We start from the raw sequence: 18,176 nt of genomic DNA on the forward strand, positions 1-18,176 counted from the left end.
TTAGTTTTTTAAGATTTGTTTTTTAACACGTTTTAGTGCTTTTTTATCAACTTCTACTTTAAAGCGTTTGTTAAGTGATGCGACCCAATTATCTTCGATATAATTTTGATAATCACTCACCACTTTACCTTTAGCCTCATCAAGTGTTTTATTAGTTGCAGGCAATACCTTTTTAACAAGTATAACATGATAAGACTCATTATGCTCATAAATTTGAGACACACCTTCTTTAAATTCAAAATCTTGAGGCAATACTTGACTTCCTTCTTCAAAAGTATTTGCTGTTGAAATCACTTTATGAATATCATCTTTATTTATAGTTGATAAAATAGTTTCTACGAAAATATCTTTTTGTAAGTCAGCTTTCACCTTCTCTATAGTTTCTTTAGAAGCCGAAGATAAAATGACAGCATCCACTCTATTGCTCCAAACATAATTAGAACTGTTATTTTTAAAGAACTTTTTTAAACCAACTGTATCTTTTACAGCTGCGTTCCAAACTTCTTTTTCCATAAGATCAAACAATAAAAGTCCATCTCTGTATTCTTTTAAAACAAAAGCAAAATCCTCATTTTCAAATTCTAGATTATCTTCATGATACTTTAATATTTGTTGTTCTAAAAAAGCATCATACTCTGTATTTAAAAGTGATTTAAAATCTACAGCTCTATTATTATATTTACGTTGAATACTCATTAAGAAACCTGCAAAATCATCATAAGAAATTTTAGTATCTCTAATGGTAATTAAAGCTCCATCTTTTATGTCTTCTGGAGTTTTCCAAGACTGCTTAAAAAATCCTTCATTAAGGATTGTTTCCATATAAGCTAAACCTTCTTTTTTATTTTCTTTAACTTTATATTTTGCCATTAGTTTTTTCACTAATGCAGAATTTATGAGTTCTGATCTAGAATCTCGCTTTACCCTATTTTCAAGTTCACCTTTAACCTCTTCAAAAGGCTGGATTCCTTTTTTATTGATTAATTTAACAATGTGCCATCCATAATCTGTTTTAAAAGGTTTAGACATATCTCCTTTGTTTTCTAAAGAGAAAGCCACATCTTCAAATTCTTTTGCTCGCAATTGACCACCTGTAAATGGAGCTAATGCACCTCCTTTTTGAGATGAGCTTTTATCATCTGAAAATTGCTTAGCCAAAGATTCAAATTTCTCACCTTGTTGCAATTTCTTGTAGATTTGATTGATTCGTTCTTCTGGATTTACGGTACTATCATTTTGTTTTATCGACACCATAATATGTGCAACCGTTGCCTCTCCAAGAGATGGACGTTTTTCAAACACTTTAACAACATGATACCCAAAACGAGTTCTAAAAGGCATTGAGACATCTCCAACTGGAGTATTAAATGCAGCTGTTTCAAAAGGATATACCATTTTAAATCCGCCAAAATAACCTAAATCTTCTGCAAAAACACTTTTACCATCATGCACCTCTTTTTGAACTGCTTCAAAACCTTCATTGATGACACGTTCTCGTAATTTGAGCACTTTATTATACACTGCTAAGGTATCATCTGTTACAGATTCATCTATACGAACTAAAATATGTGATGCTTTCACATCATTAGTTGTACGTTCATAAGCTTCTCTAACTAAAACATCTGTCACTTTATTATCTGACATGTAATTTTTGATGAGTTGCTTTTTATAATTATTAAACTCTCTAATGTATTTAGCATCTTCGTTTAAACCTAAACGACGTGCTTCTTTTACTTTTAATTGGTAATTAATAAAAAGTTCCAGATAAGCATCAATATCTTTTTGACTCTCATCTTTTACAAGGTCTAAATTTTTGTTATATACCCTTACAAATTCAGAAGACATAATAGGATCTCCATCAACTGTGAATAAAACATCATCATTTTTTACTTGTGCTTGAGCTAAAAAAGCAAAACAGAAACAAACTATGCTTACTAATAATTTCATGTGTTATAATTTATTTTTTTTGAAGTTCACATGTTGTTCTCTATTAATCATTGTTATGAATAATAGAGATTTTAACATGCTCGATTCATTTGGTTAAATATAATTTAATAATTGTAGTACATCCATCATGTCAAAAGGTATTGCATGATACATGTTTAAATTTATTTATTGAAATTGAATTTGTGTATCCAATTTCAGCAAAAATAAAACAATTGTCATATAAAACAAGTCGCTTTTAACAAACGTTAAGACCATTGTATTTAGTATGCTTAATTAACGCTTAAAATCATAACTTTAACCGCTTGGCTAATATTATGGTTATTGGACTTTCCAATCGTCTATATATTTTAAAAATAACTTATCTTTAAGCTTGAATAATCCCTCTAAATTCAAAATGAAATACACAACAGAAATAAAGGTTAATGTTCCTTTAGATGAGTTTATAAAAAAAATGGATAATGTTGACAACATGAAACATTGGCAACGTGGATTGGTTTCTGCAGAGCATATATCTGGTGACTTAGGTCAATTAGGCGCCAAAATGAAACTCAATTATAAATTTGGAAAGCGTAAAATGCAAATTATTGAAACCATAACAAAACGTAATTTCCCAAACGAGTTTCATGCCAATTACACCACAAAATCCATGCATAATGTACAGCAAAATTATTTTGAAAAAACTAGTGAAGGATTCACAAAATGGACATCTAAGAGTGAGTATGTACCTTTAAATTTCTCAATGAGACTCATGTTATTTTTTATGCCAAGAACCTTCAAAAAACAATCGCAAAAATACATGCAAGATTTTAAAAATTTTGCAGAAAACGGAATCTCTGTCACCAATGCGTAAACTAAAACTCATTTGGGACTTTAGAGGTCCTGACGCTCAAAAAATTGCTGAGCACCACGAAAAACATCTCAAAGAATTTATCGCCATTAAAAACACAAACCTCGATATCACTGGCTTTGAACAAATCAATGATGCACATAGTATTGCATTTATGGTGGTTACAGATGACGAAATGAAACCTATTAGAGATGCTCTAAAACCACATCGTGGCACATTGTATGAAGATTAAATTTATAGTCTAATTTTAATTTAGGACTAAATCTTCTCTCATTTCCATATAAATTATTTACTTTTCACTACACTATAAATTTCACGATTTTCAATTTTATATTATGAAAAAACAAATGCTTTTGTGTGCGCTAATTATTCTTGCTTTTAATTGTGCCGAAGAAAAAAAAGAAACATCTATGACTCCTAAATACGTTGAAGAATTGCACTCTAATGCAAAGCCAAATGAGGCTGTAATTAAACATTTAGACTTAGATATTGTTGTTGATTTTGAAAACGCTATTATAGATGGTACTGCAACGTATAAGATTGAAAATAATAATGCTTCGGAAATCGTCCTAGACACAAAATTTCTAAATATTATTAGCACAGAAGCCGACGGAAAACCAGCAGCATTCAAATTAGGAACATTTGATAAACAATTAGGACAAGCTTTGCGTATTCCAATTTCCGAAGAAACAAAACAAATAGCAATACACTATAAAACGACTAATAAAACTGAAGCCTTGCAATGGTTGAGTCCTCAGCAAACAGCAGATAAAACACATCCGTTTTTATTTACACAAGGTCAGGCAATTTTAACGAGAACTTGGATTCCTATTCAAGATAGTCCGCAAATTCGTATTACATACAATGCAAAAGTCGTTGTCCCAAAAGAATTGATGGCAGTTATGAGTGCCGAAAACCCAAAAGAAAAAACTGCAGATGGTGTTTATAATTTTAAAATGAAACAACCTATTTCGCCTTATCTTATTGCGTTGGCAGTTGGAGATTTAGAGTACAAACCTGTGAGTAATCGTACTGGTGTTTATGCCGAAAAATCTATGGTTGATAAAGCTCAAGCAGAATTTAGTGACATGGAAAAAATGGTCGTAGCTGCCGAAAACTTATATGGTGCCTACGATTGGGATCAATTTGATGTCATTGTTTTACCACCTAGTTTTCCGTTTGGTGGTATGGAAAATCCGCGTTTAACCTTTGCAACTCCAACTGTGATTGCAGGAGATAAAAGTCTAACGTCTTTAATTGCTCACGAATTGGCGCACTCATGGTCTGGAAATTTAGTAACTAATGCTACTTGGGATGATTTTTGGCTTAACGAAGGGTTTACGGTTTATTTTGAAATTAGAATTATGGAGGCTCTCTACGGAAAAGATAGAGCAAACATGATTGCGTTAATTGGCAGACAAGATTTGGAAGAAGAAGTTGAAGGTTTTAAAGATGAACCAGATATGACGAAACTCAAATTAGATTTGAGCGACAAAAATCCTGACGATGGAATGAATAGTATTGCTTACGATAAAGGCTATTTATTTTTAAGAACTTTGGAAGATACCGTAGGTCGTGAGAAATTTGATGCATTTCTAAAAAACTATTTTAAAACCAATGCCTTTTCTACAGTAACAACTGAAGGTTTCGTTGAGTATCTAAATAGTAATTTATTAGAACCTAACACTATTACTTTTAATGTTGATGAATGGATTTACCAACCAGGAATTCCAGACAATCAATCTATAATCGTTTCTAATAAATTTGAGAATGCTGAGAAAACCTTGCAATCATTTTTAGACACCAAATCTGTTGACGTGTCTAAAACTAAAGACTGGACCACACAAGAATGGGTGCATTTTATAAGAAACTTCCCAGAAACTATTACAACCGATGATTTAACGCGATTAGATAACGCTTTTAATTTCACAAACTCGACAAATTCTCATATTGCAATGGTTTGGTATGAACAAGCTATTAATCATGATTATCATGGTAATAGTGTTGATCAAAAAATAGAAGACTTTTTAATAAGAGTTGGGAGACGTTGGTATGTTTCTACATTATTTAAGGCCTTTAAAAAAGCAGATAAGGTTGATGAAGCTTTAGCTATTTACAAAAAATCTAGACCTAATTATCATAGTGTTACTGCTTATACAATTGATGAGTTATTGGGTTATGATGGGAAGTAACTTTAAGCTCAGAGATTACCTAACACACTCACTGCTTTAGACATTAATCACGTTGAAACTTGAGTGTATATTTGAGTTGTTATTGACTACTTACGAAAATTTTTACAGATTTTGTATGCTGTTTTTATTTGCTAAATTAGTTACTTTGACTACTTACTTTATTGGGAGATTATTCTCCTGGTATTCCAAATGGTTCTTGACAACTATATAGAAAGAAAGAACTCGTACGCGTAGTGAATCTATAATTCTAAAACACTTTAGAGCTCTCCTCTTTTCCTATTTAAAGATATGTAATACAAACTAAAGAAACACGTTGTTCGTCATTTCGGAAAACCCAGCTTCAGAGAGAGAGATTATTTAAAAATATAATGAATTCAATTTATTTAAATAAATACTAATTTGACATTAATTAGATATAAATATTTATTTGATATTTAAATTTTTTATATGGATATAACCCAAAATACTAGTTACTAAAAAACATATTACGCTAAAAACTGTAACAGACGAAACACCTAAAATTAAAGGCATTTTATCACCTAAAGAAACAGATAACACACTAAAAGAGTAAGGAAAATAAATAGATTGTGGAGCTTGAGAAACAATTATCCCAATAATTGCTAAAAACATCCCAATTCCTAAAGGGACAATAAAGTTTTTATATCTAAAACTTAGCCAAAATTGAATTCCTATAATTCCTAAAGAAGCCACAAAAGAAATTATTAGCATTTTAATATATTTTAAATGTTCTGGCTGAAAATTCAAAAAAGCCAAATCTGGATGTATTAATCCTAATAAAAATCCTGATAATAAAATGGCTAAATAATAATAGATATAAGTCGTAATTATAGCGAAAATCACTATGCTTAATTTTCCAAAATAGATGCTCCATTTCGGGATTGGCAAAGCAAACAAATGCTTTAGCCCTAATGATTTATGTTCTATCTGCATAATTAAACTTGTAATTAACACAATAAACATTGGTATAAAAAAAGGAATGGAATTTTCAATTTGGATAGTCATGAATTTTTCCCAAGGATTAACTCCAACTTCTGGTGTATTTGTTTTATGTTTTAAAAAATATGCTATAAAAAATAATATAGGAAAAAGTAGTGCGCTAATAATAGTAAGCCAAAAAGCAAATGTTCTTTTTAACTTAATAAATTCATTTTTTATACTTGATATATAGAATGATAATGCTGTCATGATTTTTAGTTTTCAGTTAGTGATAAGAAAAGCTCTTCTAAATTATTTTTAATAGATACTTGATAAATATTAATTTTTTCAGCTCTTAAAACATCTATAATTCCTGTAATTTCTTCTTTATTTTTCACTTCAATTTGTAAAAAATCATCAAGCAAAGAGATATTTTCCATTTTTAAATTCCTTAGAATTGACAAAGCTTCAATTGGCTTATCTACTTCTATATCTAATTTTATATTTGAGCCTTTAGAGGCTTTTAAACTCGCTACAGTATCTTGATAGATCATCTTACCATTTCTAATAATACCAACGTGTGTGCACGTTCTTTCAATTTCACTTAACAAATGACTAGAAATAAATATGGTAGTCCCATACGTTTCATTTAAATCTTTAATAAGTGTTCTCATTTCAATAATCCCCTTTGGGTCTAAACCGTTTGTTGGCTCATCTAAAATGATTAGTTCAGGATTACTTAATAATGAAATTGCAAGCCCTAAGCGTTGCTTCATTCCGAGAGAGTATTCTTTTATTCTTTTATTTTTTGCATCCGTTAATTTTACAACTTCTAATACTTCATTTATTCTGTTAGATGCTATATTTTGACGATAGTTAGCTGCAATTCTTAAATTATCAACCGCATTTAAATGATCATATAAAGAAGGATTCTCGATTAAGGCTCCTACCCTATTTAAAATTTTAAGCCTAGTTTTATTATTAAATGTTTCTCCAAATAGAACAACTGATCCTGAATTTTTCTTTAGAAGTCCTAGCAACAACCGAATTGTAGTGCTTTTCCCAGAACCATTTGGCCCTAGAAATCCATAGATACTTCCTTTAGGAATTTTTAGTTCCAAATTCTCAATATCCTGTTTTGTTTTATTATAAGAAAAATTGAGGTTTTGTGTGTTTACAATAAGTTGTTCCATACTAGTCTGATTGATTTACTTACTAACTAAACGAATCAATTGACGAATTGTAACAATCTGTTATACAGATTCATGATAATTTAATATATTTCAATTGAATTAAAATGTTGCAAAACAACGTATATAAAAATAGTGCAAGTCCTAGCGAACACAATGGTTTAGGCATTTTTTGGAAAGTCGCCAAATTTTATCGCTTCTTTTCAGCGGTACGTTTCATATAAAAGACTGTTATGTGTAAACTGAAAAAAATTGAATAGAATGAAAATTTATAAAGCAAATAGAAAAGGGTTTATCAATTATTTATTAATTGGTTCTGTGATATTACCGATAGTGGTTTTCTTTCTTGATAAGAATACGTTTACGGAAAAACCTTTTATTCTTTTACCATTATTGAGTCCTTTGATTTTAATATTTTGGATTTATTATGATACGTTTTATAAAATTGAAAAGAACGAACTGATTTATCGTTCTGGATTTTTAAGAGGAAAAATTGAAATTCTAACCATAAAAGAAATATTGAAAGGAAAAACTATGTGGAGCGGAATTAAACCAGCATTGGCGAGAAATGGTCTTGTTATCAAGTTCAATAAATATGATGAAATTTATATTGCGCCTGAAAATAATAATGAACTGATTTCGGATTTACTAAAATTAAAATCTAAAATAAAAATAACGGAATAAAAACCATTTACATAAATTCTTATAGATTTTATTTTCGGTTTTTATTTACTAAATTATGTACTTAAACACACCACTAATCATACTACATGGAATTGTTAAATAAATTTTTAGAATTTGAGCTTTTTAGTATCTCAACATATAGTTTGAAGGTTGGTACTTTGGTGTTGGTATTATTACTTATTGTTTTAACTAAAGCTATTTTATGGATCATTAAAAAAACTATTTTTCGTAGAAGAAATAAAGATCAATTCAACGAAGGAAATACATATTCTTTATATCAAATTATAAAATACGTCGTTTGGGTCATTACTTTTGGAATCATTCTAGAAGCATTTGGAGTTAAGCTCTCCCTTTTATTAGCTGGTTCTGCAGCTTTACTCGTAGGTATCGGTTTGGGCTTACAACAAACATTTAACGATATTATATCTGGAATCATTTTACTTTCTGAAAGAACAATTAGAGTTGGTGATATTTTGGAAATAGATGGCGGAATTTTAAAAATACAACAAATTGGATTACGAACATCAAAAGGATTAAATACAGATGATATTTCAATAATAATTCCTAATTCTTTAATTACGACAAACAAAGTTATTAATTGGAGTCTTCAGAAAAAACAAAATCGATTTAGAATTGAAATTGGAGTTGCTTATGGTAGTGATGTAGAATTCATTATTAAGATTCTTGAAGAAAGTGCCAAAGAACATCCAGAAGTTAATGATGAAAAACTAATAGAAGCTAGACTTGTAAATTTTGGAGATTCATCATTAAACTTCCAAGTTCTCTTTTATAGTAGTACTATTTTTGGTTCAGATAGAATGAAAAGTGATATACGCAGAATAATAAACCATAAATTTATTGAAAATAATATCACGATTCCTTTTCCTCAAATGGATGTGCATATAAAATCTGAAATGAAACAAGATTGATTAATTTTCTATTCATTATCTTAGTTCAAACCAGAGTAATTAATCGTAAACATGAAAGTGTACAATTAACTTGAAAATTATGAAAAGACTAATTTTACTAATATTTTCAATTACACTTCTTTCTCCTAGTGATTATAACTCAAGTTTAGAAAAAACAAAATACTTTGAAGGGCAAGTAATCTATAATATTGAATATACGCCCTATAATAAGAACTTCTCTCCAGATAGAATTAAAGAAATGGTTGGTTCAAAAATGATCCTTACATTCAAAAAAGGTAATTATAAAAAGGAATATTTTTCTCCAAATGGCGAATTACTTCAGGAAAGAATATTGAATTTAAAAGATCATAAATCCTATATGAGTACTAAAGACTCAGATACTATCTTCTGGATAGATATTACAAAGAACACGTCAAAAACTACTTTCGAGGTATTAAAAGATAGCACAATTCTCAATCATCCTTGTACAATCATAAAAACTAAATCTGCTGTTTCTTTAAAAAACCATAACGAAGAGCCTTTTGAAATAGAAGGAATCTTTAAATATGCCAAAGATTTGCCTGTAAATCCAGATTGGTATGTAAATTACAAAGAAGGTAATTTTAATGAGATCATAAAATCTGGTAAAGGAATAGCAATTGAAACTATTAATAAAGGCGTCTATTGGAAACAACAAATTAAGGCAGTATCAATTATAGAAAGAAAAGTAAAAAAATCTGAAGTAAAAATTCAAATCAATAATAAAACGCCTTTGCAAGAATTGTAAAAAGCATCTTGCTAATAATCAAAACACACCTTTCAATAAAAACTAAATGACGACCATAGATTAGATTGGATCCATTGGTATATTTTAAATTCTCCTTTCTTATGTATTAAATACCTTCGGAAATGTAAAAATCTTTTGAATTATTAAATCTATCTGGAGCAACAATAGCCTGTTTAGTTTTTGTTTTATTAAACTTACCTGTCATTTTACTGGAAAGAGTTTGAACAATCGTCTCTTTTATATCTCTCATCCATTGTATTAAAACTAAAAATCAAGACACCTTAGAATGATTATCTCATAAACAAACTATTATAAAACAGAAAAAGCACAACATAACGTTGTGCTTTCTATTATATGTAATATTAATTCTATCTCGAATAATTAGGAGATTCATTAGTAATTGTCACATCATGAGGATGACTTTCATTAATACCAGACGCAGTAATTTTCACAAAACGTCCTGTTTCTTTTAAAGTCTCAATATCTTTTGCACCACAATAACCCATTCCTGCTCTCAATCCGCCAATAAACTGATGAATACTTTCTACCAATTCACCTTTATACGGTACACGACCAACAATACCTTCTGGTACTAATTTTTTAATATCATCTTCTACATCTTGGAAATAACGATCCTTACTTCCCTGTTTCATAGCTTCTACAGATCCCATTCCACGATACGATTTAAACTTTCGTCCTTCATAAATAATGGTATCTCCAGGACTTTCTTTTGTTCCTGCTAATAACGACCCTAACATCACGCAATCTGCTCCTGCTGCTATTGCTTTTGGAATATCACCTGTATAACGAATTCCGCCATCTGCAATCACTGGTACTCCAGATCCTTTTATAGCTGCTGCGACTTCTAATACTGCTGAGAACTGCGGAAATCCAACTCCTGCAACAACTCTAGTCGTACAAATAGATCCTGGACCAATCCCAACTTTTACAGCATCTGCTCCTGCGTCAACAAGATATTTTGCTGCTTCTGCTGTTGCTATGTTTCCTACGATAACATCTAACTTGGGGAATTTCTTCTTTATATCTTTTAATACTAAAACCACACCTTTAGTATGACCATGTGCTGTATCAATAATAACTGCATCTACTCCTGCATTTACTAATGCAGTTGCGCGTTCAACAGCATCTCCTGTAACTCCAATAGCAGCTGCAACGCGAAGCCTTCCGTAGGTATCCTTATTTGCATTTGGTTTTTGGGTTACTTTAGTAATATCTCTAAATGTAATGAGTCCTTTTAGTTTAAAATGATCATCAACAATCAATAATTTTTCAATCTTATTTTGCTGTAATATCTTCTCGGCATCTTTCAAAGAAGTGCCTTCTTTTGCAGTTACTAAATTTTCCGAAGTCATTACTTCAACAATAGGTCTGTCATTTTCATGCTCAAAACGCAAATCACGATTTGTCACAATTCCTTTAAGTAAACCATTATCATCCACAATTGGAATTCCTCCAATACTGTGTTCTGCCATATTTTGCTTAGCATCACTCACTTTTGCTGTTAATGGCAATGTTACTGGATCGATAATCATACCGCTTTCTGCACGTTTTACTCTACGTACTTTTTCGGCTTGTTGCTCTATCGTCATATTTTTATGAAGTACACCAATACCACCTTCTTGAGCCATAGCTATTGCCATTTTGCTCTCTGTAACCGTATCCATAGCTGCAGAAACCACAGGAATGTTTATCGTAATGTTACGCGTGAATTTGGTTTGAATATTAACTTCTCTTGGTAAGACTTCAGAAAAAGCTGGAACTAATAGTACGTCGTCGTAAGTAAGACCTTCTCCAACAATTTTGTTTTCGTGTGCTGTCATGATGCAATTAGAATTAATTGCATGCAAAGATACAATATAAATAAGAAATTGTATTAAGTCTAGGTTAAATCTTAAACTAAAACTATAGAAACATTATAATTTAATTTGCAATGTGGCATAAAAATTTCTTGGTGCCGACGGAATTATTCCAGGTCCAGGATAACCCGTTGCACGTCTTGTAAAATAGGTTTCATCTAGTAAATTATTGATACCTGTTTCTAATTTAAAACGTTTGTATGTGTATGATAATGACACATCCATGATATCATACTGCGGTATCGCTCCAATGACTCCACTTAGATTTGCTTCTTCAGAGTTTGTAGCATCTGTAAACTGACGTCCTAAATAAGAATACTGCACATTAGCCATTAGATTTTTATAACCAAATCGAAATCCAGTTTTGATGTTGACATCTGGCACAAATTCTACTTCGTTACCTTCAACACCAGATTGTTGCGAGTCTGTATATTCCGAAGAAATAAAAGACGCATTCACAAAATAGTTAAGGCTAAAGTCGTTATCCATTTTAAGAATCTTTTTCAAATTAAAATCCACTAAAGATTCTACTCCAAATATTCTAGCGTCACCAACATTACCACGTTCGCTAATCACACGACCATCATCAAAAGATTTTTGGATAAACCCAATTCTACCATTATAGTATAAAGCGAAAACTCCTAAATCATAAGACACACTGTTTTTATAATTTCCTCGGAAACCTAAATCTGCGGTAAACCCATCTTCATCTGTAATATTTGGATTGACTGCAAATGCTGGATTATTGATATTAATATCTGAGAAAGTTACAGAACGGTAGTTTTGTGAAATATTACCATAAATTTCTAAAGCTGTTGTAGGCTTATAACTCAAACCAAGCCCAAACAATACGAAGTTACGTTCAAAATCTCGATCATCATTTATGGTTTCTTCAAAAATGACATTTCCTGCTGCATCTGTATTAATGCGTTTGAAAAAACCTTCACTTTCGGTTTTTATATACTCAAATCGAAATCCTGGTGTAACAGAAAATTTATCATTTAAGTAAAAGATATTCTCTCCAAATACAGCGACGTTTAAATTTGGAAAATCAAATTGTGATTGTGCAGAATAATTTGGAAATTCATCGTTATAAAAGTCAAAATCAGGACTGCTTCCGTCAGATCCTGGACCTTGTTGTTCGTTGTTGTTCGCTTTATAAAACTTAGAACCTATTAGGAAGGTTGCTTCTTTTCCGAAGAACTTATATTGACTCAATAATCGAGCTTCTGCTCCATAGTTTTTAAATTCACCTTTAATTAAATCACGCTCTCCATTTGGATCTATTTGGTCTACACGATTGGTTCTAAAACCTAAAGCATCACGAGACGCATTAAGACCAAAAGCATTAAATGTGAAGTTTGTTTTTTCTGAAAATTTATGACTCAATTTTAAGTTATAAAGCAACCAATTCACCTTAAACCAATTACGTTCTCTATTACTTTGTAGCGCGTCTTCATTAAACTGAGCATCTGTTAAACCTCCTCCTTGCTGAGCGAGATAATGCAAATGCGTAAACTCTGCAGATATGTTGGTTTTTTCATTGAATTTATAACCTAAATGTGCAAACACATTTTTAGATTCAAATTCTGAATTTGGTCTAAACCCATCCCCTTTTTTATAGTTAAAATAAGTATAGTAGCTAAACTTACCTTTTGTACCACTAAGACTCGTAAAGTTTGTATAGAGACCAAAACTACCTACAGTATTTCTTGTGATTACCTCAATTGGTTTGTTTGGATTTGGCGCTTTGGTTTTGAAGTTTATGAGTCCGCCAAACTGTGTTCCATATTGTAATGATGCTGCACCACGAATCACTTGAATTTCTTTTAAACCTTCGGCTGCTGGTGTGTAATAACTTTCTGGATAACCCAAGACATCTGCGCTAATATCATAGCCATTTTGTCTGGTATTGAAATTTGCTGTACGGTTTGGATCTAAACCTCGACCTCCAATATTAAGTTGCAATCCTGCATCATCATTTTGGTAAATATTCAATCCTGCAACTTGACTATAAATTTGACGAGCATTATTAGTCGCTAAATTTGCCAGCGATTGATCTACGAGAACAACCTCAGTTTTTTTACCTGCAAAAATTGAAGTTTCTTCAACATCCTTGAGTCTATTGAGTTCAAATACTTTAGCTCGTCTTGCGTTGATTATGATTTCTGAAAGATCTTCTTGTAATGGTAATAACACCACGTTTAAGTTCTTGTCATTCTCAAGGGTTTGTTCTAATTCAATAATTTCAAATTCTGAAATATAAAACACTATTGTGAGTTTCGTTTTTATTGAAGAAAACTCATAATAACCTTTAGCATCTGACGTGGCTAACAATCCTGAAACCTTATCAAAAACCTGAACATTGGCAATGACTTCATTGGTATTGCCATTGGTTATATATCCAGAAATTTTGGTTTGACCAATGATTGGCAAACTAAATAAAAATAGTACTATAATTAATTTAAAATCCTTTAATTTCATCTTTAAATGGTAAAATCCAGTGTTTGGGTTTAAATGATTCTTTTTCTTGATATAAATCTATGGTTGGATCAACATATTGCTTGCTTAATCTACCATTGAGTGCTACGTAACTATCTGCAAAAACTTGTACATTTTCATGTCCTTGTGCTTTAAAATGATCGCCTAAAAAATGAGCATATTCTAATATAAAATCAGGTTGAAAGCTCATTTGCTTTTCTTGAAAAGCGGTTAAAAAATCTGAATTTTGGACGTAAAAGTACTGTCCAGTTTTAGAATTAGCAATTTTAAAGGTCGTCAATCCTGCTTTTTCCATGAGCATTACTCGCCATGACAATCTGTAACCTTCTTCTGTCCAAAATAGTTCATTTTTATAAAACGCATATCTAAACGGAAATACAATTTGAAAGGCAAAAAAAATAGCGAGGATTGGGAGTAAGATCTTTCGGCTAGAAAATTGATATATATCTTGAGTTTTTGGTGCTTTTATTTGTCTTCGGAAGGGTTTAAGCAGTCGTTTAATTACTGTTATTATTTTTTCATGTACGCTAGCGTCAAAGAAAATTAAGGTAGCCACAATCATGATATAAGGAAACATACCAATTGAAAATAAAATGCGTGTGAATACGTGGAAAACAACGACCAAAACGAAAGCAAACCGACGTGTTCGTTTATACAACAATAAAAAAGGAATCGTTAGATCATACAACATCCCAGACCAACTCATCGCATAATGAAACCAATCTTGTTGCATAAGATTGTTCCCAATAATTGGTAGGTCATATTTTGAAGGTAACCAGATTTTCAAAGGCATGGCTTTGAATAGCCAATCACTATTTAGTTTTGCAATTCCTGCGTAGAAATAAACAATCCCTAACAGTAGTTTTATACTGTCAATTGTCCAGTTTGGGATTTGATTGTAGCTGCGTTTCCGAAGTAAATTATCTACCGAAAATTTAGCATTTGCAGGTAAAAAAATCATCAAAAAACTCAATACACTTATAAAATAATAGTGATTAAGATACGTGGTTTTATCTATGAGTTCTATATATGTAAAGCTCAAAAAGAATACAATAATTGCTACTCTATATTTTAAACCAAATGCGATGAATAGTGCTGAAATTCCGCAGATAAAAAATAAAAGATAATTATAGTCTCCAAGAGATTTTACCCATTCAAAATTGTAATATTTAAAATGGAATTTAGGATCGATGTAGAGCTTTTCAATCCAGCCATGATACCAAAATCTAATGATACTAAAAAACATCATGATACCAAAAAACACACGAAATACTGCTAGTGGTGCAGCGTTTGTGGTTTTGTTTAGGTATGATTTAAGTTTAGTAATCATTAATTAGTTTATCAAGCACTTAGTGTATATTAAAAAAAAAGATTCTTTAGCGATTTGCATCACTAAAGAATCTTAATTGTTTTATGTGAGTGAGATTAATCTCCATCTGCATCTACAAAATCAACGCTTATATTCATCGCCTGAATCATATCTACTTTTAAAAGTACAACTGCTCTTTGTAACTCATCATAGACTTCTAACATTTTGGCGTTATCTGTCTCTATTTGTAGTGACAAATCATTGTTAAGTTGTTGAATTTTAGTTCTAACTTCATTAAGCTGATTATTAATCAACGTGCTTAAATTCTCACCTTCACTTATCGTATTTAGATAGTTTAAATAAGAACTGAAACTCTCTCCATTTACTGATGAATTATATGCTTTTCCGTTGAAAAAATCTTGGACAGCTTGTAATCCTTCTAATGCCAATATTTTAGATGCGTCTTTACTATAATATGCTTCTACTTTATCATTTAAAGGCAATGTTGAAAATACACCTGCAGGAATTCCAAATTTATTAGCTCGCAATCCTTTTTCATAATAGTATATAAAATCGTTAGTTAATTTATTGGTAGAACTTGTTGCTGTATTAGATGTACTGTTTACAAATTCATCTCTATAGTTTAACGTCCAATCCTCTAAAACTATCGTTGTTAATGATTGCATTTGATCAATCAAATCTGACAAGTATGTTGTGTTAGCTTCAAAATTTGATGCTGTTGTATAAGCATTTAAAATTTCGGTATCATTATCAGCTATACCATATAACATGTAATCTACAGCAGGAAAACCAACTGCGTCATTATTATTAACTATTCCAAAATCGTAAATTCCCGTAGTAATATTGTTTTGAATATCTGTAACATTAGTTGGGTAAGTATTCATTTGAAACAAGTAATTGGTCTGTTCTGCTTTATCAATATTAAACATTTCAACATATTGCCATGTTTTATACGCCTCTAACCAAGATAACCTTAGTGCATCTAAAGTTGTTTGATTTGGTGTTGCTACAAATGAATCTTTAGCAGAAGTTAATGTCGCTAAATCTCCACTCAAATCTTGAAACGCTGGAATAATAATATTATCTGCCCAGTTGGTTAACATCGCTTGACGATTAAAATCATCTGTTGTTCCTCCTGAATCATTAGACTTACTACAAGCAATTAACATCGCAATTGCAAATAAACTTAGAACTACTTTCTTAATCATTTTTTGTGTTTTTTCGGTTTGCAAAGATAAACAAGCAAATGCGTTCAACCTAATGAGCGCATTTGCTTTTGAGACTAAGCAAGATATTAGTTTGCTGCTTCAACTGTGAAGTTAAAACGTGCTGCAATTTCTTCTGAGATTGTATCTAAAGTTTCTGGTGTAACGTCCCAAAACCCGTTACCTTGAGATAATTCATTTATATAAGCCATCACTTCTGCATTTGTGAAATATGGAGTTGATGAGTTTGGTTGTCTTGTAAATTGTAGGCTGTAAATAAATCCAAAACCTTCTGACAATTGGTGAAATGCACTAGCCATATCATTCTCAGCTAGTTTTACTTTACCTGCTTGCAAATAATGCACAGCTCTAACAGCTGGTATTTTTGAAATGTTTTCTTTAATAATTTCAGCTTGAGCATCTCTTACAGTGTAATTTTTTGCAACAATTGCAGCACGACCTAATTTAAAAGCATTGAAAACGGTTTGTGCAATCCCAGCGAAATCTTCATCAGACTCTAATCTTTCTATATATTCGTTAAGAAATGAATCTGCACCAAGAACAGGCATTGAAGCATCAGCTTCTGCTCCATAAAGATAACCAAAAGCTTCATCCCATTTGTGCTCCATTGTAGTGTAAGACTTACCCTCTTCTACAACATCATTATCATTATTTTCTATGTTAGATGCTTCGTCTAAAACAGCAGGACTCAAATAGTTGTTTAAAATTTGATCTGTCATTAAACCACCTATTAATCCTTTTGCTACTAATTGGTTTAATTCAAAACCCTTGGCATTGATATAGCGTAAGCTTCCACCACCAGCTTGTTGTAATTGTCCTGCATTTCCTGCAGATGCTATTGTAGACCAATTTGGAAAAACATTAGTTGCTTGATCTTCTATCCATAAATCAAAATCAGACTTAATTGTAGCAGAAAGCGTTGCATTAGCAGAAAAGTAATCTTTAGAAGCAGCTACTTTAGAACGAATACTTTTATCTGAAGCGTTTAAATCTGCATCAGAAAAATCTGCGTTACCCTCAACATGAGCAAACATACCATCTAACTGTGCCTCTGTATTTGTTTCAACCTTTAAAGCAGATATTAACTCTCCAGCCATTGCGATTCTAGTTGTTTGACCACTAAAACTTACAGATGATTCTCCATTTCTTTCGAAACTATAAGACACTGGAGTTACGATTTGTTGTTGACTTGTAGTATTATCATCGTCACTTGAACATGATGTTAATAAACTTGCAAAAGCACATAAACTAAGCGCTAATTTTTTCATATTTCTTTAATTAAATTGTTTTTATTTAGACTTGATACAAATAACTATTGTAATTCGAGTGCAAAAATAAAATACAATTTCAATAAATCAAAGTTTATTTAGATTAAATTTAAATAAACTTATAGTTAGTTAACGATCAGCATGTAATCTATTTATTGTAGTTTCAAAATCTCATTATAACCGTTATTTTTTAAACTAAATAAGGTTTTAAGTTCTGTAACTTCTTGTCGGTTAAACATCAAAACCAAATTTTCTTGTAGCAATGGTAATGGTATTTTTCGTTTCATTTTAGAACAAGAATATTTATGCTCCCAATAAGCTATTTCTACAGACATGATATACTTCTTTAACTGTAAAAACTGTTTTGTATTAAGTTCTAGATAAATATTATTAAACTCAAGATGATAAACCTTACAAGTTTCACAAATAGATAATTCTCCACTTTTTGTTTTTGATATTACTTTGACACTGTGACACATAGT

Annotated in this window: 16 protein-coding genes; 6 read left to right on the forward strand and 10 right to left on the reverse strand. The window is 31.1% G+C overall.

The window, feature by feature from the left end; all coding sequences use genetic code 11:
- A complete protein-coding gene (locus IM744_RS18415) occupies positions 1-1,947 on the reverse strand; it encodes a peptidylprolyl isomerase (RefSeq protein WP_194509648.1) in 1,947 nt (648 codons plus the stop codon).
- A 394-nt stretch (positions 1,948-2,341) separates the two neighbouring features.
- On the opposite strand from IM744_RS18415, the gene IM744_RS18420 reads away from it, so the two are divergent.
- From IM744_RS18420 to IM744_RS18430, 3 genes are all read left to right on the forward strand, one after another.
- Positions 2,342-2,797, forward strand: a complete 456-nt coding sequence (locus IM744_RS18420; protein ID WP_194509649.1) for an SRPBCC family protein — start codon at positions 2,342-2,344, stop codon at positions 2,795-2,797.
- Positions 2,790-3,026 carry a hypothetical protein gene (locus IM744_RS18425; RefSeq protein WP_194509650.1) on the forward strand — a complete coding sequence of 79 codons (237 nt, stop codon included), beginning with the start codon at positions 2,790-2,792 and terminating at the stop codon, positions 3,024-3,026. Before IM744_RS18420 ends, IM744_RS18425 begins: the two co-directional genes overlap by 8 nt.
- A gap of 103 nt (positions 3,027-3,129) precedes the next feature.
- Positions 3,130-4,986: a M1 family metallopeptidase gene (locus IM744_RS18430; protein WP_194509651.1), complete on the forward strand. Its 1,857-nt coding sequence runs from the start codon at positions 3,130-3,132 to the stop codon at positions 4,984-4,986.
- 423 nt (positions 4,987-5,409) lie between these two features.
- On the opposite strand, the gene IM744_RS18435 is transcribed toward IM744_RS18430, so the two are convergent.
- Both IM744_RS18435 and IM744_RS18440 read right to left on the reverse strand, forming a co-directional pair.
- Positions 5,410-6,192, reverse strand: a complete 783-nt coding sequence (locus IM744_RS18435) for an ABC transporter permease (RefSeq protein WP_194509652.1) — start codon at positions 6,190-6,192, stop codon at positions 5,410-5,412.
- Positions 6,193-6,197: 5 nt separating this feature from the next.
- Positions 6,198-7,115 carry an ABC transporter ATP-binding protein gene (locus IM744_RS18440; protein WP_194509653.1) on the reverse strand — a complete coding sequence of 306 codons (918 nt, stop codon included), beginning with the start codon at positions 7,113-7,115 and terminating at the stop codon, positions 6,198-6,200.
- Between the two features lie 258 nt (positions 7,116-7,373).
- Here IM744_RS18440 and IM744_RS18445 point away from each other — a divergent pair, with 258 nt between their 5' ends.
- From IM744_RS18445 to IM744_RS18455, 3 genes are all read left to right on the forward strand, one after another.
- Entirely contained in the window at positions 7,374-7,796 is a 423-nt protein-coding gene (locus IM744_RS18445; protein WP_194509654.1) for a PH domain-containing protein, read from the forward strand.
- An 86-nt stretch (positions 7,797-7,882) separates the two neighbouring features.
- Positions 7,883-8,725 carry a mechanosensitive ion channel family protein gene (locus tag IM744_RS18450; RefSeq protein ID WP_194509655.1) on the forward strand — a complete coding sequence of 281 codons (843 nt, stop codon included), beginning with the start codon at positions 7,883-7,885 and terminating at the stop codon, positions 8,723-8,725.
- Positions 8,726-8,804: 79 nt separating this feature from the next.
- On the forward strand, positions 8,805-9,491 hold the full coding sequence (locus IM744_RS18455) for a hypothetical protein (RefSeq protein ID WP_194509656.1): 687 nt from the start codon (positions 8,805-8,807) through the stop codon (positions 9,489-9,491).
- Between the two features lie 106 nt (positions 9,492-9,597).
- Here the strand turns inward: IM744_RS18455 and IM744_RS18460 are convergent, their stop codons facing one another.
- From IM744_RS18460 to IM744_RS18490, 7 genes are all read right to left on the reverse strand, one after another.
- Positions 9,598-9,741 carry a hypothetical protein gene (locus IM744_RS18460; protein WP_194509657.1) on the reverse strand — a complete coding sequence of 48 codons (144 nt, stop codon included), beginning with the start codon at positions 9,739-9,741 and terminating at the stop codon, positions 9,598-9,600.
- A gap of 118 nt (positions 9,742-9,859) precedes the next feature.
- Positions 9,860-11,332: an IMP dehydrogenase gene (guaB, locus tag IM744_RS18465; protein ID WP_194509658.1), complete on the reverse strand. Its 1,473-nt coding sequence runs from the start codon at positions 11,330-11,332 to the stop codon at positions 9,860-9,862.
- A gap of 93 nt (positions 11,333-11,425) precedes the next feature.
- Complete coding sequence (locus IM744_RS18470; RefSeq protein WP_194509659.1) at positions 11,426-13,852, reverse strand: TonB-dependent receptor domain-containing protein; 2,427 nt, start codon at positions 13,850-13,852, stop codon at positions 11,426-11,428.
- Complete coding sequence (locus tag IM744_RS18475) at positions 13,833-15,200, reverse strand: HTTM domain-containing protein (protein ID WP_194509660.1); 1,368 nt, start codon at positions 15,198-15,200, stop codon at positions 13,833-13,835. The genes IM744_RS18470 and IM744_RS18475 overlap by 20 nt, the downstream gene beginning before the upstream one ends.
- Before the next feature lie 95 nt (positions 15,201-15,295).
- Positions 15,296-16,408, reverse strand: coding sequence for an imelysin family protein (locus tag IM744_RS18480; RefSeq protein ID WP_194509661.1), 1,113 nt, complete (start codon positions 16,406-16,408; stop codon positions 15,296-15,298).
- Positions 16,409-16,494: 86 nt separating this feature from the next.
- On the reverse strand, positions 16,495-17,694 hold the full coding sequence (locus IM744_RS18485) for a DUF4856 domain-containing protein (RefSeq protein ID WP_194509662.1): 1,200 nt from the start codon (positions 17,692-17,694) through the stop codon (positions 16,495-16,497).
- A gap of 152 nt (positions 17,695-17,846) precedes the next feature.
- A complete protein-coding gene (locus IM744_RS18490; RefSeq protein ID WP_194509663.1) occupies positions 17,847-18,173 on the reverse strand; it encodes a DUF6686 family protein in 327 nt (108 codons plus the stop codon).
- Positions 18,174-18,176 lie beyond the last annotated feature (3 nt).

Source organism: Psychroserpens luteus, assembly GCF_015319355.1.
Classification (GTDB): Bacteria; Bacteroidota; Bacteroidia; order Flavobacteriales; family Flavobacteriaceae; genus Psychroserpens; species Psychroserpens luteus.

Excerpts from the sequence above, each read along its gene's own strand:
- IM744_RS18415 (WP_194509648.1), bottom strand. The coding sequence starts at position 1,947 with ATGAAATTATTAGTAAGCATAGTTTGTTTCTGTTTTGCTTTTTTAGCT.
- IM744_RS18420 (WP_194509649.1), top strand. The coding sequence starts at position 2,342 with ATGAAATACACAACAGAAATAAAGGTTAATGTTCCTTTAGATGAGTTT.
- IM744_RS18425 (WP_194509650.1), top strand. The coding sequence starts at position 2,790 with ATGCGTAAACTAAAACTCATTTGGGACTTTAGAGGTCCTGACGCTCAA.
- IM744_RS18430 (WP_194509651.1), top strand. The coding sequence starts at position 3,130 with ATGAAAAAACAAATGCTTTTGTGTGCGCTAATTATTCTTGCTTTTAAT.
- IM744_RS18435 (WP_194509652.1), bottom strand. The coding sequence starts at position 6,192 with ATGACAGCATTATCATTCTATATATCAAGTATAAAAAATGAATTTATT.
- IM744_RS18440 (WP_194509653.1), bottom strand. The coding sequence starts at position 7,115 with ATGGAACAACTTATTGTAAACACACAAAACCTCAATTTTTCTTATAAT.
- IM744_RS18445 (WP_194509654.1), top strand. The coding sequence starts at position 7,374 with ATGAAAATTTATAAAGCAAATAGAAAAGGGTTTATCAATTATTTATTA.
- IM744_RS18450 (WP_194509655.1), top strand. The coding sequence starts at position 7,883 with ATGGAATTGTTAAATAAATTTTTAGAATTTGAGCTTTTTAGTATCTCA.
- IM744_RS18455 (WP_194509656.1), top strand. The coding sequence starts at position 8,805 with ATGAAAAGACTAATTTTACTAATATTTTCAATTACACTTCTTTCTCCT.
- IM744_RS18460 (WP_194509657.1), bottom strand. The coding sequence starts at position 9,741 with ATGAGAGATATAAAAGAGACGATTGTTCAAACTCTTTCCAGTAAAATG.
- guaB (WP_194509658.1), bottom strand. The coding sequence starts at position 11,332 with ATGACAGCACACGAAAACAAAATTGTTGGAGAAGGTCTTACTTACGAC.
- IM744_RS18470 (WP_194509659.1), bottom strand. The coding sequence starts at position 13,852 with ATGAAATTAAAGGATTTTAAATTAATTATAGTACTATTTTTATTTAGT.
- IM744_RS18475 (WP_194509660.1), bottom strand. The coding sequence starts at position 15,200 with ATGATTACTAAACTTAAATCATACCTAAACAAAACCACAAACGCTGCA.
- IM744_RS18480 (WP_194509661.1), bottom strand. The coding sequence starts at position 16,408 with ATGATTAAGAAAGTAGTTCTAAGTTTATTTGCAATTGCGATGTTAATT.
- IM744_RS18485 (WP_194509662.1), bottom strand. The coding sequence starts at position 17,694 with ATGAAAAAATTAGCGCTTAGTTTATGTGCTTTTGCAAGTTTATTAACA.
- IM744_RS18490 (WP_194509663.1), bottom strand. The coding sequence starts at position 18,173 with ATGTGTCACAGTGTCAAAGTAATATCAAAAACAAAAAGTGGAGAATTA.